The sequence below is a fragment of the Streptomyces sp. NPDC005761 genome, assembly GCF_040630635.1.
Classification (GTDB): Bacteria; Actinomycetota; Actinomycetes; order Streptomycetales; family Streptomycetaceae; genus Streptomyces.
This window is the reverse complement of sequence record NZ_JBEXXX010000039.1, coordinates 25,019-39,898: the sequence shown is the minus strand read 5'-3', so window position 1 is coordinate 39,898 and position 14,880 is coordinate 25,019. Positions and strand designations below refer to the sequence as shown.

The following is a 14,880-nucleotide window of genomic DNA, read 5'->3' as shown; positions in this document are numbered from 1 at the left end:
CGGGCTGCCGCATGCCTGGCGGATGGTGCTGCTCTGCCGAGAGGCGGCTTCCGGATCCAGAGCGAAGGGCGGTAATCAGACGGAGGCAGTGACGATTTTCGGCCATTCGGCGCTGAACGCGATAAGACGATGCGCTGCGTCCCCGTCCGTCCGGATACGGGGAGGCCGACGGGAGACGCCGATGAGCCTGCTCGAACTGATCGCTGCCGCTGACGCCCGAGGGCTCGCCGCGAGCGCGACCGCCTGCCTCGACCGGTGCCTGCCCCAGCCCGCCGAGGGGGCCGATCCGGATCCGCTGCGACCGCTCTGGGCCGGCTGCGCGGACCCGCAGGACTGGCCGGGCCGGCTGGCGGAGGCCCGCGCGGCGCTGGACGCCCTGCCGGATCCGCCGGAGAGCGTCGTGCGGATCGGGAAACTCCTCGGCGAGGCACCCGCGGACCGCGCGGGCGAGGGGCTGCGCGCGTGGGCGGACGCCTGCTCGGTGCTGGCCCTCGACATCCACCGCGGGCACGACGCCGCCCGCGCCGACGCCACCGAGCTGGTGGGCCGCTGCCGCACCGGCGATCCGGCGGGGGCGGGCCCGCTGCTGTCCGGGGAGGCCGCCCGGCAGGTCCGCATCCTGGAGATGCTGGCGGAGATCGGGGACGGCGCCCCCACGGGAGCCGGGCTGCGCCAGGTGCTCGACGTCTCGACCGAGGGCCAGCGGGTCCTGCGCGCCGCGGTCTCACGACGGGCCCGGGTGCGCGGCTGACCCGGTGCCGGGCCTGCGGGGGGTCGGCTTCCGGGGAATTCCGGGCCCCGTGGGCCTACGGCACCGGAGAGGTAAAGAGGACGACCGGGGCCGCCACCCCCCACAGGAGAGGCCCCGGTCGTCTTCCGCGGGGCCGCAGGACGACCCCGTACTCATCTCAGCGCCGCGACTGCGTTTTCTGTCACACCGCGCGGTGTCCGAAGAATGTTGCGGGTTGTACAAGTCATGGACGTGATGCCCGCCGAGCACGTAGCGTGCTGAGTCGCGCAGGGTGGCGCGGCAGTGGTGACCAGCTGCGATTCAGGACAGCAGGGCAGGTTGAGGGAGTGCTGGGGGACGACGCGGGGCTTACTGCCGCGGTGCTCGCGGCGCAGGACGGGGACGAGGACGCCTTCCGTACTGTGTACCGCGCTGTGCAGCCGCGGCTGCTGGGCTACATACGAACGCTCGTGGGGGAGCCGGACGCCGAGGACGTGGCGTCCGAGGCGTGGCTGCAGATAGCCAGGGACCTCGACCGGTTCAGCGGTGACGCCGACCGGTTCCGGGGCTGGGCGGCGCGGATAGCGCGCAACCGTGCCCTGGATCATCTGCGGATGCGCGGCAGGCGGCCCGCCACCGGCGGCGACGAGACCGAACTGACCGAGAAACCGGCCGGGTCCGACACGGCCGACGAGGCGATCGAGGCGCTGGCCACCGGCCGCACCATGTCGCTCATCGCCCAGCTGCCGCAGGACCAGGCCGAGGCCGTGGTGCTGCGGGTGGTGGTCGGTCTCGACGCCAAGAGCGCGGCGCAGACGCTGGGCAAGCGGCCCGGCGCCGTCCGGACCGCCGCGCACCGCGGGCTGAAGCGGCTCGCCGAGCTGCTGCGGGCGGACGACGCCGGCCGCGCGGACGGTGCCGGGAACCCGGGCGGCGAAGGAGGGCTGACGTCGGCCGGCTCCGCGGAAGGGAGCCGTCCGGGCGGCGAGGCGCCGGCCGGTGGAGTCGGCCCGCCCAGAGGGCCGGCCGGTGACCAGTCCCCGGCGCAGGCCCCGCGGAACAACGGGGCGGGCCGGACGGTGGAGCTCGGCGCCGTCCCCGCGCAACGCCCCTCCCGCACCGGCCTGGTGGCGCCCGCCGGTGTGACGCATTCGCGTCTGTGGACGCAGAAGGACATGTGATGGCCGACGAGCAGCACGAATGGCTTGACAAGGAAGCGGCGGAGAAAATGCTCCGCCGCGAACCGGTCGACCCTTCCGACGGCCGGTCCCGGCACGAGGCCGAAATGCTCTCGGCCGCCCTGGACGCCGCGGCCCGCACCGCCCGCCCCGCCGCCGGAGAACTGCCCGGCGAGGCCGCGGCACTGGCCGCCTTCCGCATCGCCCGCCGCCCCGCTGCCCTATCCGTACCGGCGGACCCGGTGCGTGCCGCCCGTACCGCGGGCGCGGACGGGTCCGCCGAGTCCGGGATGCTCGCTCCCGTGCACATACGCCCGGCCGGTTCCGGTGCGGCGCCGGGGGCCGCGGGTTCCCGCGGCCCCCGGCCCATGCGCTGGAGCCGGCCCATCCGCTTCGGTCTGGTCGCCTCCCTCGCCTGCTGCGCGATCGGCGGAGTGGCCGTGGCCGCCGGGACCGGGATGCTGCCCGGCCCCTTCAGCCGGCACGCGCCGACACCGGCCACCTCGGTGTCGGCCGCCGCGTCCCCCGAGGAGCTGGGCTCCGACCTCGCCACCGACGACGAGACGTCCGCCCCGCCGCCCGGCGCCCCGGGTGACCACTCCGCGTCGCCGGACACGTCCGGCACCGGCCGGGACGGCGGGCCGGAGAGCGACCGCCCCGACGAGGGCGGCCGCACCGCTGATGAGGACCGCGCGGCCGACGGCAAGGACGACACCGGCGACGACCGGGCCGGCGGTGCCGAGGACAAGCCGGCGGACGGCTCCGGCGAGACGAAGAAGCCGGGCGGTCAGGACGGTGACGGGACGTCCGGCGACGAGACGTCCACCTGGTACGCCAAGACCTTGAAGGCCTGCCGCGACTACCGCGACGGCACGCTCGACGACGAGCGCAGGAGCCGTCTCGAAGCGCTGGCCAAGGGGGCCCGCAACCTCGACCGGTTCTGTGACCGGGTGCTCGACCAGGCCGGAGGGAAGAAGGGCGACGGCCAGAGCGGCGAGGGTGACGACGAACCGTCCGGCAACAACGGCTCCTCGGGCGGCTCGGGCACCCTGCCGTCGATCGGGTTCTCCACCGCTTCCCCGACCCCCTCGACCACCGCCGGAGCCCCGGCCTCCCGGTCCGCGTCCTCCACGTCGCCCTCGCTCGCGGCGCGCTGACGGTCCGCGCATGCCTTCCGGCGCAGGCTCCGCACCCTCCCGATCGGCCCTTCGCGCCGCCGGCCACCACCGGGTGTGACGTTTTTCGGCCTGGTGGCGCAGTACTGAGTGAGCCGACTGGTCATCGGCAGCGCCCGGAGCCGGGGTTCCCCCCGTACCTACGGCTCGGCGCACTGGCGCGGGCGGGACACGTTCCCCCGGTCCCGCCCGCGCCCCTCATCCAGGACCTCACTTGTAGATGACGACCTTGTCGCCGTTGCGGACCTGGGCGAACAGCGAGGCGATCTTTCCCTCGTCCCGGACGTTGACGCAGCCGTGCGAGGCGCCGTTGTAGCCGCGGGCCGCGAAGTCCGACGAGTAGTGCACCGCCTGGCCGCCGCTGAAGAACATCGCGTACGGCATGGCCGTGTGGTAAATCGACGACACGTGGTGCCGGGACTTCCAGTAGACGGAGAAGGTGCCTTCACGGGTCGGCGTGTACTGCGAGCCGAACCGTACGTCCATCGACGAGACGACCTTGCCGTCGATCATCCAGGACAGCGACCGGCTGTTCTTGCTGATGCAGATCACCCGGCCCGTCATGCAGCGCTTGTCCGGCTTCGCGGCCGGACGGGTGGTCGGCGGGGTCAGCTCCGCGGCCGTCGGCGTGCGCGTCATGCCGAGCAGCTTCTGCCAGGTGAGCGTGTCCGCCTTCCCCGTGCGGGACAGCCCGCGCTTGCCCTGGAACGACTGCACGGCGGTGACCGTGACGGAGCCGTAGTAGCCCGTGGGGCTGCGGTCGAAGTGACCGATCTGACGCAGCCGGGCCTGCAGCTCGCGCACCTGCTTGCCCTGTGAGCCGCTCGCCATCAGCACCTTGGCCTGCGGGTCGGCCGACGGCTCGGCCTTCGGTGTGGCCTTCGGCGTCGAGCTGGGCTTCGTGCCGGGGGACGGCGTCGCCGACTGCGTCGTGTCCGTGCCGGGCTTGGCGTCGTCGGCCGGCGCGCTGCTCGCCGGCGACGACGGAGCGGCCGACTCGCCGCCTGCGGGCTCCGCCTTGCATCCTGCGGTCACGGCGACCAGTGCCAGTACGGCGACGGCGGAGGCCGTGCCGGCTCCCCGGCCGCCTCTGGGCGCGTGGCCGCGCCCGGTCCTGCTGCGTATCATCTCGGCCCCCTGAATCTGCGGTATCTCATGGGACGGATTCCCGCTCTGCCCGGTTGCCGAATCCTGCGCATGATGGGGAAGCGGCATCGAGGACCGGAGGATGTCAGGCATCGGGGCTGTGAGCAAGGCCCCGGCCCGGCCCCCTCCTACGGCTGCGGGCCCGCCGCCGCAGTCCGTCGCGAGAGCCAGTGGTTACCAACGAAGCTTCAGCGGGAGGCACAGCAGATGACGCGTGAGTCGGAATCGGGACTGCCGATCGAGCCGGTCTACGGGCCGGACACGCTCGACGGATGGGACCCCGCCGAGAAGCTCGGCGAGCCGGGCGCCTACCCCTTCACGCGCGGCGTGTATCCGTCGATGTACACCGGACGCCCGTGGACGATGCGCCAGTACGCCGGCTTCGGCACGGCCACCGAGTCCAACGCCCGCTACAAGCAGCTCATCGCCAACGGCACGACGGGCCTGTCCGTCGCCTTCGACCTGCCCACCCAGATGGGCCACGACTCCGACGCGGAGATCGCGTCCGGAGAGGTCGGCAAGGTCGGGGTGGCGATCGACTCGCTCGACGACATGCGTGTGCTGTTCGACGGCATCCCGCTGGGCCAGGTCTCCACCTCCATGACGATCAACGCCCCCGCCTCCCTCCTGCTGCTCCTCTACCAGCTGGTCGCGGAGGAACAGGGCGTCCCGGCGCGGCAGCTCACGGGCACCATCCAGAACGACGTGCTCAAGGAGTACATCGCCCGGGGCACGTACATCTTTCCTCCGGCGCCCTCCCTGCGGCTGACCGCCGACATCTTCAAGTACTGCCGGGCCGAGATCCCGAAGTGGAACACCATCTCGATCTCCGGCTACCACATGGCGGAGGCCGGGGCCTCGCCCGCGCAGGAGATCGCCTTCACGCTCGCGGACGGCATCGAGTACGTCCGTACCGCCGTAGCGGCCGGCATGGACGTCGACGACTTCGCCCCGCGGCTCTCCTTCTTCTTCGTCTCGCGCACGACGATCCTGGAGGAGGTCGCCAAGTTCCGCGCCGCCCGCCGGATCTGGGCGAAGGTGATGAAGGAGGAGTTCGGCGCCACGAACCCCAAGTCGCTGATGCTCCGCTTCCACACCCAGACCGCCGGCGTCCAGCTCACCGCCCAGCAGCCCGAGGTCAACCTGGTGCGCGTCGCGGTGCAGGGCCTGGCCGCGGTCCTGGGCGGCACGCAGTCCCTGCACACCAACTCCTTCGACGAGGCGATCGCCCTCCCCACCGACAAGTCCGCCCGCCTCGCGCTGCGCACCCAGCAGGTCCTCGCGTACGAGACGGACGTGACGGCCACCGTCGACCCGTTCGCCGGCAGTTACGTCGTCGAGAGGATGACCGACGACGTCGAGGCCGCGGCCGTGGAACTGATGCTCAGGATCGAGGACATGGGCGGCGCCGTCCACGCGATCGAGCGCGGCTTCCAGAAGGACGAGATCGAGCGCAGCGCCTACCGCGTCGCCCTGGAGACGGACAGCGCCGAACGGGTCGTCGTCGGCGTCAACCGCTTCCAGCTCGACGAGGAGGAGCCGTACGAGCCGCTCCGCGTCGACCCGGCGATCGAGGCCCAGCAGGCGGCCCGGCTGGCGAAGCTCCGCGCCGAACGCGACCAGGGAGCGGTGGACACGGCGCTCGCCGCCCTGCGCAGGGCGGCGGAGGGCACGGACAACGTGCTCTACCCGATGAAGGACGCGCTGCGGGCGCGCGCGACGGTGGGCGAGGTGTGCAACGAGCTCCGGGAGGTGTGGGGGGCGTACGTGCCGACGGACGCGTTCTGAGACGAAGGGCCCGGGTAGGGCACGGGGCATCGATGCGCCGCCCCGCGACGTCAGTCGTGAGGTGAGGTAGGCGGACAGCCCGGTGCTGATCGCCGTCGGCGGGGCGGCAGCGGTGGGCGCGGCGGGCCTGGGCTTCGTCCTCATGCGCCGCTGCACGGCGGTGTCCGGCCGCTGACCCGGCCGGGACCCGTCGTACCCCATCGCGAACCTGGTGGGATGAGACGCCGAGGCCGGGCGATGGAGCTCTCGTCGGGCCGCTTGCCCGACGGCACACGGCGGCGGCGACCGACGGGCGGCCCCGATCGCACCGGCGCCCCCGCGTCCTGAGCGTCGTACCTCCGTGCGAGACTCCGTTCCATGCTGGGTGTCACCGACCTTCCGACCTATCTCGCCGGCCTCGTGCTGATCGTTCTGCTGCCGGGGCCGAATTCGCTGTACGTGCTGTCCGTCGCCGCCCGGCGCGGCGTACGGACCGGTTATGTGGCCGCGGCCGGCGTCTGGACCGGGGACACCGTGCTGATGACCCTGTCCGCGCTCGGGGCCTCGTCCCTGCTGCAGACGACGCCCGTGCTCTTCGCCGTGGTGAAGTACGCCGGCGCGGGCTATCTGACCTGGATGGCGATCGGGATGCTGCGGACCGCGGTGTCGATGTGGCGCGAGCGGCACCGGAGAGTGGCCGAGATCACTGGCGAGGCGGCGGACGGGGCCGGGGCGTCGGCGGCCATGGAGCGGCCGTACCGCCGGGCGTTGGTGGTCAGCCTGTTCAACCCGAAGGCGATCCTGTTCCTGATCTCGTTCTTCGTGCAGTTCGTCGACCCGGGGTACGCCTACCCGGCGCTCTCCTTCCTGCTGCTGGGCACCCTGCTCCAGATCGCGAGCTTCCTGTACCTGTCGGCACTGATATTCGGTGGTACCCGGCTGTCCGCCGCCTTCCGCCGCCGCAGGCGGCTCTCGGCGGGAGCCACGTCGGCGGCCGGCCTGCTGTTCCTCGGCTTCGCGGCGAAGCTCTCGTTCAGCAGCGTCTGACCCGGGCCGGCGCTCTCAGCCGGCCCTCAGGCCGAGGCCCAGCGGCGCGACGTACTCCGCCAGCCCCGCCGTGTCCTCGCCCGCCCAGCCGACGTACCCGTCCGGCCGGACGAGGAACAGCCCCTTGCCGTATGCCTCGTAGGCGTCCATGCGGTGCACCCGTACGGCCGGCCCCGCGAACTCCGGCAGCTCCGCGTCGGTGCCGACCGCCAGCAGCGTGAAGTGCGGGCCCCGGAAGACGTCGAACAGCCGCCGGTCGCCCGAGGGGCCGTCGGGTGCCCGGTCGCCGGCTTCCAGGGCGCCCGCCCGGCCCGCAGACAGCGGCCCCTCGCGGTAGCCGAGGCCCAGTTGCTGGGCGGCCGCGCCCCGCTCCTGCTCACCGCGGTGGATCCGGGTGGACAGGCCGAGCACCTCGGCGGCGATCGGGCGACGCTCCACCTCGTAACTGTCGAGCAGGGCCGCCGGTGCCCCGTGGCCCAGCACCTGGCCGAGCTTCCAGCCCAGGTTGTACGCGTCCTGGACGCTGGTGTTGAGCCCCTGGCCGCCCGCGGGGGAGTGGACGTGGGCGGCGTCCCCGGCGAGGAAGACCCGCCCGAGGCGGAACCGGTCGGCGAGCGCGGCGCGCGGGCGGAAGTCGGATGCCCAGCGCACCTCGGTGACGTCCCGCGCCTCCAGGTGGGTGCGCTCGGCGACGACGGCCCGTACGCCCTCCGGGGAGGTGTCCGGTACGCCCTCCTTGAACTGGGCGACCAGCTGGAAGTCCGCGGTGCCGGGCAGCGGGCAGAGCGTGATGAACCCCGCGTCGGTGTTCATCATGTGCCAGTTGAGCCGGTCGAGCGCGTCCTCGGCGACCCGGACGTCCGCCACCAGCATCGGCGCCGGGTCGACCGTCTCCCCGGTCATCGCGATGCCCAGGGCCCGCCGCACGGTGGAGCGCCCGCCGTCGGCCGCGACCACGTAGGAGGCGCGGACGGGGCCGGTGGACAGCTGTGCGGTGACCCCGTCGGCGTCCTGGGCGAGGCCGGTGAGCGCGGTCGAGAACGCCACGTCGCCGCCCAGTTCGCGCAGCCGGGCCAGCAGGATCTCCTGGGTGCGCCACTGCGGCATCATCCACGGCTCCCCGTAGGGCTCCGCGTCCGTCGGCGCCGCGACCCGGAACATGCGGTGCTCGCCCATCCGCTCACCGCCCTGCCAGACCATCCCGACCGGCGCCGGGCCGCCGTGCTCGCGGACCGCGTCGCCGGCGCCGAGGTCGTCGAGGACCTCCCGGGTGCGGGGCTGGATGCCCTTGCCGCGCGAGCCCGGGAAGAGCGTGGGGGCCTGCTCGACGAGGAGTGCGGGGACGCCGCGACGAGCGAGGTCGCAGGCCAGGACGAGGCCGCAGGGACCCGCGCCGACGATGAGGACCGAGGTCTCTCCGACATTTCCCTTAACGCTGTTAAGTTCCATGTTCCGGAGTGTGTACTTAACGCTGTTAAGTTGTCAAGGAGGGGCTGTTAACTTGTCGTGGTGGGTACGACGAAGATCGACCGGTCCCGAGTGGCCGACACGGCACTGCGGCTGCTGAACGAGGTGGGCCTGGACGGGCTCAGCCTGCGCGCCATCGCCAGGGAGCTGGACGTCAAGGCGCCCGCCCTCTACTGGCATTTCAAGGACAAGCAGGCGCTGCTCGACGAGATGGCCACGGTCATGTACCGCAGGATGCTCGACGAGGGGCTCCCGGGCCCGACCCCGGAGCGCTGGCAGGACCAGCTCGTCGCGTACAACAGCGGACTGCGGACCGCGCTGCTGCGCTACCGCGACGGCGCCAAGGTCTACAGCGGCGCGAGATTCACCGGCACCGACCACGCCGACGGGCTCGAAAGTCATCTGCGGACCATGGTCGACGCGGGCTTCGAGCTGTGGCAGGCCGTCCGGGCGGGCACCACCGCGTACTCCTACACGATGGGTTTCGTCAGCGAGGAACAGGGCGTCCGCCCGATGCCGGACCAGCAGCGCGAGGGCTTCGACATCGGCGAACGGGCGGAGCGCATGGCCCGCTACCCACTGGCCGCGGCGGCCGGCGCGGAGATCTTCGCCCACTACGACGAACGCTTCGAGGACGGCCTGCGGCTGATCGTCGCGGGCATCGAGGTGCGTTACGGGAAGGGGGCGTGAGGCGGCGTCACTCCGCCCGCAGGTACGCCGACGTCGAGACCCGTCCCAGCAGCCGCAGGCGCGAGGAGCCGCCGGCCAGGTGCTTGTCCAGGGCCTCCTGGACCCCCGGCCAGGACACGTCGCCGTAGTCGTCCAGCACCACGACGCCGCCCGGGGCCGCGATGTCCTCGACCCACTCCAGGTCGGCGGCCACCCCCTCCATCGAGTGGTCCCCGTCCACGACGATCACCCCGTACTTCCGGTCGGCGACCTCGGCACGCACTTCCGGATCGGAGGAGAACCCCTGCCGGATGCGGGGGTGGTGCGTCGAACCGCTGCCGGTCAGCGCCAGGTTGGCCCGGACGACGTCCCCGCGCACAGGCGTCCCCGTGGGGTCGGCGGGCTCGGAGGTGCCCGGCTGGAGCTGGGACCCCGCCAGCGGGTCGACGATCGTCAGGTCGGGCTCGATGCCCGCACGGTGCACCATCCGGGTCAGCGCCGCGGCGAACAGCCCGTACAGCGTCCCGATCTCGAGGATGCTTCCGTTCGGCGGGGCGAGCAGCGGAACCGTCGCCAGCTTTCCGCACACATTGGACGTGGAGCCGGCCAGCCGGCCCACGCCGAGCGCCTCCAGTGCCACCACGGTCCGGTAGGCGGAGACGACACTGCGCCGGGCCTGTGCCCCGTCTCCGCTCAACACGCTGATCTGACGGACCAGTTCGTCGATCTCCCGGGCGGGCGGAATCCGGTGCGCGCCCCGCCCCGTGCCGTCGAGCAGCAGGCCCAGGGCGTACTGGCCCCGACGCATCTCCTCGGTGTCCCGCCGCAGTGCGGCGAGTTCGCTCCGCAGCGGTTCGGCGGCACGTTCCGCCCGCTGCCGGATGCGGCGGTCGACCAGGGTGATGGCGGGGCGCAGGGCGCGTTTCGTCAGACGGTTGTTCAGGAGGGAGGGCATGGGACGGAACGTACGCGCGCGGAGCGGGCACCTCCCACCACGCGCAGATGAAGTCTCGGTGTCGTCGCGGCTACGCGGGCGGCCGCGCCGTCCGCCGCCGCACCCGCGTCAGCGTCCAGGGGATCAGGACCGTCGCCAGCAGCGCCGCCAGCGCCCCCGCCCCGGCGAAGGCCCCGGCCCGCAGCCCCGGCGGCCGGAACGTGCAGTCCACCGTCGTCCTCCCGCCGCTCACCGGCACGGCGACCAGGCCGAGATACGAGTCGGCCGGACGGCCCTCGCAGCTCCAGCCCGCGATCCGGGGTGCGGCCAGCACCGCCATCCCTTCGGTGCGCGGCGGCAGTTCGGCCCGCACGCCGTCGCCGGTGACATCGACGTGCGTCGCGCCGGTCCGCTGCAGGCCGGACACGGCGTCGGCCAGGCGCCCCCGGTCCAGGCACCCGAGGGCCTCGTGCGGAACGGTGCCGGGCCGGGCCACCCGCAGCGACACCTCGAGCTGCCCGCCGCCCGCGCCCAGCATCCGCATCCCGGCCCGCCGTCCAGGCAACTTCCCCCGGAAATCGACCTGTTCGCCGGAGGGCCCGAGCTGCGCCCGGCCGAAGAGGTCGGGGGCCCACAGATATGTCTCGCTGCCCGCGGGACAGCTCGCGCTCAGCGTGTACGCACCGGGCCGCACCCGGTAGTCGTACGCCCCCTCGTCCGGGGCCGCCGTGCCGTCCGCGGCGCGCAGGCCGGTCACGGGCACCGTGTACACGGACGCGCCCAGCAGCTTCTCCTGGTTGCGGAACGGCGAGCGGCCCAGCCGTGCACCGGCGCCGTCCGCCGGCCGCACCGTCACCAGCGGCGGCACGTCCTGCCGGGTGACCGTTACCTGCCGGTCGTCGGGGCGGTTCCAGCCCTGGTGCGGATCGCGCGGCACATGGACCCGGGCACCGACCGAGAACACCGCGTCGGTCACCGGATTGTCCAGGCTGTGCAGGGCGCGGCCGTTCGAGGTCCAGCCGGCGCCCAGCGCGAGGAACGTGCGGGTCAGCACGTCGGGGGTGTGGCTGCTGTAGTACGCGCCGCCCTGTCCGCCCACCAGTAGCGGGTCGTTGGCGGTGGACTGCTCCAGGCCGGGGTCGGTGCGGTAGTCCGGCCAGCCGTCCGCTCCGGCGACGGCGTCCCTCTGGAGCTCCTGTCGCTCGCCCCAGGGGGCGTAGTCGTCGAGCCGGTTCAGCCGCTGGCGGTCCGCGTACGCGGTCGTCGCGGCGGCCTGACCGGCCTGCGCCCCGACCAGCAGCAGCGCCGCGAGCACGGCGAACCTGCCGCTGCGGGCCAGGACCAGCGCCCCGGTCACGGCCACCAGGCCCGCCGCGAACAGCGGATACGTCCACCCGGTGACCAGGGAGCTGGACGCGGCCCCGGCCGCGATCAGCACGAGCACCCCGCCCCCGCCGAGCAGGGTCCGCCGGTCCGGCCAGGCGGTGGCGACGGCCGTCCAGGCGGCGATGACCACGAGCCCGGACAGCACGAACGTCTGCCGGTACGGGCTGCCGTTGGGAGTGGCGAAGGCATGCCACAGCAGATGGGTCGGCCCCCACTGCAACGACAGCGCGACCGCGGCCACCAGCCCCGGCCACACGAACCGGTCGGCGCGCGGCACGGCACGGTGGAAGGCGAGCGCGCAGGCCAGCAGCAGGGATCCGGTCCCCAGGAACAGCGCCGGACTGAAGAAGCTGTACGTGGCGGGCAGCAGCCGGGCGGCGACATCGGGCCAGGCGGCCGGGGCGAACGCCCGGTTCCACCCCGGGTAGGCGTGCCGCGTGCCGAGGTACACCGGCACCAGGACCGGCGCGGCCAGCCCGATGCCGATCAGCACCGTCCGAACCGCTCGCACCAGGCCCCGGACCCGTTCCCGCGACGTCCCGTCCTCCAGCAGCAGTCGCACCACCAGCACCAGGGCCGCCCCGAGCGTGGCCATGTACGCGGTGTAGAAGTTCGACACCCAGGCGAGCGTCACCAGAAGCGTCCCCAGCACCGGACGCCGCCCGGTGCGCGCCCACTCACCGGCCAGGCACAGCAGCGGGAAGGCGATCAGCCCGTCCAGCCACATCGGGTTGTACACGGCCTCGACCACCGACCAGCCGCACAGCGCGTACGAGGCGCCGAGCACGGCTGCCAGCCACTCCCGGCCGCGCCCCCTGCGCAGGGCGGTGAGCAGCCAGGTCATGGCCGCCGCGGCCACCCCGGTCTTCACCAGCGTGACCGCGTATACCGCCAGATCGATCCGGTCCCGCGGGAAGACCGCGACCAGCAGGGCGAACGGGCTGCTCAGGTACGTACCGAAGTCCGGGAGGAAGCTGCTGCCGAAGCCGGACTGCCAGTTCAGCAGCAGCCCGCCGTCCGCCTGCCCGTGCAGCAGGTCCCACAGCCTGGTGTGGAACGGGACGAACTGGTTGCCCAGGTCGTTCACGCTGCGGGTGTGCGGGCCGAAGGGGTAGCTGCGGGCCACCGCGTCCCCGGCGCAGACGATCGCGACGGTGAGCAGGGCGGCCAGCGCGGCACCCCGGCCGCGCGGCGATCGGAGCATCGACGGAGTTCTCATGATGAGTCGAATATGTCATCGAACATCGTGAAATCACGGGCGGAGACGGCCGGTTCACCCAATGGACGGCCGGGCTTCACACAGCCGTCCCCGGCCGGTCGCGCACCGCGCCGGTACGGGGGCGGAGCCGATGCCGCGGCCCCGCCCCGTGCTCGGATCAGCTGCCGGACGGCTCGGGCAGCGCCCGGTCCTCGAACGCCGGTGCGGTGCCAACCGTGTTCACGGCCGCGCGCGCGGCGAAGCTCTGCTGGACCTGGTAGACGCGGGTCTGGTTGTCGGCGGTACGGAAGGTGTAGGCCCAGGTCGGGCCGGCGGCGTTGGTGTAGGTGAAGGCGGTCGGCACGGTGGCGGCTGCCTCGAAGGACGCCTGCTGCCAGGCGCGCCAGACGCCGCTGCCCTGGGTCGTCTCCCCGGTGTTGTGGATGTAGCCGTCGGCGCCGCGTGCGGCTATCTCGGTGAGGCCGGTCAGGGGCGAGATGACGGCGGAGGGCTCCCCGTCGGCGGTCAGCCCGGCGACGGCGTCCCAGGTGCCGTAGGCGCCGTTCTCGGCGGACTGGGCCGCGGTGACGATGTGGCCCTGGCCGTCGTTGGCGAACACCCGGATGCGATAGCCGGGGTAGACGACGACCGAGGGCGTCCCGCTGACGTTCTGCGCGCCGAGCCCGGTCCAGGCGGTGAGGGACCCGTCGGCGGAGAACGTGGCCGTGGTCAGCGTCCCCGCGGTGGTCGTGGCGAAGAGCCGGACGCCGTCGCGCACGGTGACCGCCTGGAGGGTGCCGGAGAGCCCGGCGCCGCTGAGGGGCATCCAGCCCATGAAGTCCACGTTGGCCCGCTGCTGGATGCGGTACCAGGGCTTGCCGGCGCCGTCGACGGCGAACTGCGCGATCAGCCCGTCCGGGGTCTTCGCGGTGACCGGGTGGTGGGCCATGGCGCCGGCCAGGTCGATCCAGTCGCTCCAGTCCGCGGAGGCCTTGGCGGTCTGGTTGCGCTGCCAGACGCTGCCGGAGGTGTTCTGCGCGGTGAGGACGACGCGGCCGTCGGCGTGCCCGGTGAGGGTGGGGCGCCCCGTGAAGGCCTCGTTGCCTGAGACGGTGGTCCACTGCACGCCGTTGAAGTCCGAGGCGTCGGCCATCCGGCCGTGCACCAGACGGCCGATGTTGTCCGTGTACGCGAACTCCAGCGATCCGGTGGCGGACTGGGTCACCGCGGCCGGGGTGAAGTTCTCCAGCGGCGCCGCGGGGGACGCCGGGGTGTGGTTCGTCGTGATGCGGCAGGCGTCCGGGGCCCCCGACACATTGGAGTAGTTCTGCCAGCCCGCGTTGCCGACGGTCTTGTTGTAGACCGGGAAGTCGCGGATGTTCTCGTCGAAGCGGTAGTAGTCGGCGACGCCCGCCGCGTTCACGCCGACCAGGGTGTCCCCACCGATCGAGGTGATCCCCCTGCTGTACTGGCGCCAGTCGGCGAGGCTCTCCACGACGTGCCGCTCGATCCAGCGCTGGCTGGTGAAGTCGTAGCGCGACCGGTAGAGCTTGCCGTCGGTCGCCGAACGGCCGTAGACCACGCCGGAATCGGCGGCGACGATCAGGTCGTAGCGCTGCCAGTCCTGGTCGATGATCTTCCCGCTGTCGGCGGTGAAGGACTCGGCGGCCACGTCGTACTTGTACGTGCGCAGCGCGCCCTCGTTGTCCAGCACCCAGATCCGGTCACCCCGGTCGATCGTGACCTGGTCGCGGTCCGCGGCCTTGGTCAGCCAGCCGAAGTTGGGGCTGATCTTCTTGTGGTGGATGTCCCAGACGCCGGTCGCGCTGACCCGGTGGCTCAGATAGAGGCCGTCCGCCTTGATGCCGTAGAAGCGCGCGCCCTGCCCGGCCAGCATCCGGCCGTATCCGGTCCAGCCCGTGTCGATCGTGCTGGGGGAGGCGAGGTTGCCGCCGCTGACCGGGGTCGGCATGTCGTACCGCAGCAGCTTGCCGGCGGAGTCCAGTGCGTAGACGGGGCCCGTGGCCGTGCAGGTGGCGGAGTCCGCCGCCTGTGCGGTGCCGGGCAGGGCCACGAGCAGCGGGAACGCGGTGAGGGCGGCGGTCGCGACGGCGGCCCAACGGGCCGTACGTCGCGTGGTGTGAGAAGTCATGAAGTCGGACGCTAGGCGAGCGGCGGTGAAC

At 72.9% G+C, this 14,880-nt stretch carries 11 protein-coding genes; 6 read left to right on the top strand and 5 right to left on the bottom strand.

Annotation, left to right across the window (positions count from 1 at the left end):
* The first annotated feature begins 181 nt into the window (after nt 1-181).
* The 3 genes from ABZ434_RS28100 (at nt 182) to ABZ434_RS28090 (ending at nt 3,065) form a co-directional block, all read left to right on the top strand.
* A complete protein-coding gene (locus tag ABZ434_RS28100; RefSeq protein WP_359142438.1) occupies nt 182-751 on the top strand; it encodes a hypothetical protein in 570 nt (189 codons plus the stop codon).
* Nucleotides 752-1,077: 326 nt separating this feature from the next.
* A complete protein-coding gene (locus ABZ434_RS28095; protein WP_359142436.1) occupies nt 1,078-1,911 on the top strand; it encodes an RNA polymerase sigma factor in 834 nt (277 codons plus the stop codon).
* Nucleotides 1,911-3,065 carry a hypothetical protein gene (locus tag ABZ434_RS28090; RefSeq protein ID WP_359142434.1) on the top strand — a complete coding sequence of 385 codons (1,155 nt, stop codon included), beginning with the start codon at nt 1,911-1,913 and terminating at the stop codon, nt 3,063-3,065. The genes ABZ434_RS28095 and ABZ434_RS28090 overlap by 1 nt, the downstream gene beginning before the upstream one ends.
* Nucleotides 3,066-3,293: 228 nt before the next feature.
* Here ABZ434_RS28090 and ABZ434_RS28085 read toward each other — a convergent pair whose 3' ends face one another.
* Nucleotides 3,294-4,211, bottom strand: a complete 918-nt coding sequence (locus ABZ434_RS28085; RefSeq protein WP_359142432.1) for a L,D-transpeptidase family protein — start codon at nt 4,209-4,211, stop codon at nt 3,294-3,296.
* A gap of 225 nt (nt 4,212-4,436) precedes the next feature.
* Here ABZ434_RS28085 and ABZ434_RS28080 point away from each other — a divergent pair, with 225 nt between their 5' ends.
* Together ABZ434_RS28080 and leuE are read left to right on the top strand one after the other, a co-directional pair.
* On the top strand, nt 4,437-6,017 hold the full coding sequence (locus tag ABZ434_RS28080) for a methylmalonyl-CoA mutase family protein (protein WP_359142430.1): 1,581 nt from the start codon (nt 4,437-4,439) through the stop codon (nt 6,015-6,017).
* Nucleotides 6,018-6,374: 357 nt separating this feature from the next.
* A complete protein-coding gene (gene leuE, locus ABZ434_RS28075; RefSeq protein ID WP_359142428.1) occupies nt 6,375-7,043 on the top strand; it encodes a leucine efflux protein LeuE in 669 nt (222 codons plus the stop codon).
* A 15-nt stretch (nt 7,044-7,058) separates the two neighbouring features.
* On the opposite strand, the gene ABZ434_RS28070 is transcribed toward leuE, so the two are convergent.
* Entirely contained in the window at nt 7,059-8,492 is a 1,434-nt protein-coding gene (locus ABZ434_RS28070) for an FAD-dependent monooxygenase (protein ID WP_359142426.1), read from the bottom strand.
* A 60-nt stretch (nt 8,493-8,552) separates the two neighbouring features.
* Between ABZ434_RS28070 and ABZ434_RS28065 the strand changes: the two genes are divergently transcribed.
* Nucleotides 8,553-9,200, top strand: a complete 648-nt coding sequence (locus ABZ434_RS28065) for a TetR/AcrR family transcriptional regulator C-terminal domain-containing protein (RefSeq protein WP_359142424.1) — start codon at nt 8,553-8,555, stop codon at nt 9,198-9,200.
* Nucleotides 9,201-9,207: 7 nt separating this feature from the next.
* Here ABZ434_RS28065 and ABZ434_RS28060 read toward each other — a convergent pair whose 3' ends face one another.
* The 3 genes from ABZ434_RS28060 to ABZ434_RS28050 form a co-directional block, all read right to left on the bottom strand.
* Entirely contained in the window at nt 9,208-10,134 is a 927-nt protein-coding gene (locus ABZ434_RS28060; protein ID WP_359142422.1) for a class I SAM-dependent methyltransferase, read from the bottom strand.
* A gap of 70 nt (nt 10,135-10,204) precedes the next feature.
* Nucleotides 10,205-12,718: a YfhO family protein gene (locus tag ABZ434_RS28055; protein ID WP_359142420.1), complete on the bottom strand. Its 2,514-nt coding sequence runs from the start codon at nt 12,716-12,718 to the stop codon at nt 10,205-10,207.
* Nucleotides 12,719-12,875: 157 nt separating this feature from the next.
* Nucleotides 12,876-14,849 (bottom strand): tachylectin-related carbohydrate-binding protein, encoded by a 1,974-nt coding sequence (locus ABZ434_RS28050; protein WP_359142418.1) that lies wholly within the window; start codon nt 14,847-14,849, stop codon nt 12,876-12,878.
* Nucleotides 14,850-14,880 lie beyond the last annotated feature (31 nt).

Excerpts from the sequence above, each read along its gene's own strand:
- ABZ434_RS28090 (WP_359142434.1), top strand. The coding sequence starts at position 1,911 with ATGGCCGACGAGCAGCACGAATGGCTTGACAAGGAAGCGGCGGAGAAA.
- ABZ434_RS28055 (WP_359142420.1), bottom strand. The coding sequence starts at position 12,718 with ATGAGAACTCCGTCGATGCTCCGATCGCCGCGCGGCCGGGGTGCCGCG.
- ABZ434_RS28080 (WP_359142430.1), top strand. The coding sequence starts at position 4,437 with ATGACGCGTGAGTCGGAATCGGGACTGCCGATCGAGCCGGTCTACGGG.
- ABZ434_RS28050 (WP_359142418.1), bottom strand. The coding sequence starts at position 14,849 with ATGACTTCTCACACCACGCGACGTACGGCCCGTTGGGCCGCCGTCGCG.
- ABZ434_RS28100 (WP_359142438.1), top strand. The coding sequence starts at position 182 with ATGAGCCTGCTCGAACTGATCGCTGCCGCTGACGCCCGAGGGCTCGCC.
- ABZ434_RS28085 (WP_359142432.1), bottom strand. The coding sequence starts at position 4,211 with ATGATACGCAGCAGGACCGGGCGCGGCCACGCGCCCAGAGGCGGCCGG.
- ABZ434_RS28070 (WP_359142426.1), bottom strand. The coding sequence starts at position 8,492 with ATGGAACTTAACAGCGTTAAGGGAAATGTCGGAGAGACCTCGGTCCTC.
- leuE (WP_359142428.1), top strand. The coding sequence starts at position 6,375 with ATGCTGGGTGTCACCGACCTTCCGACCTATCTCGCCGGCCTCGTGCTG.
- ABZ434_RS28060 (WP_359142422.1), bottom strand. The coding sequence starts at position 10,134 with ATGCCCTCCCTCCTGAACAACCGTCTGACGAAACGCGCCCTGCGCCCC.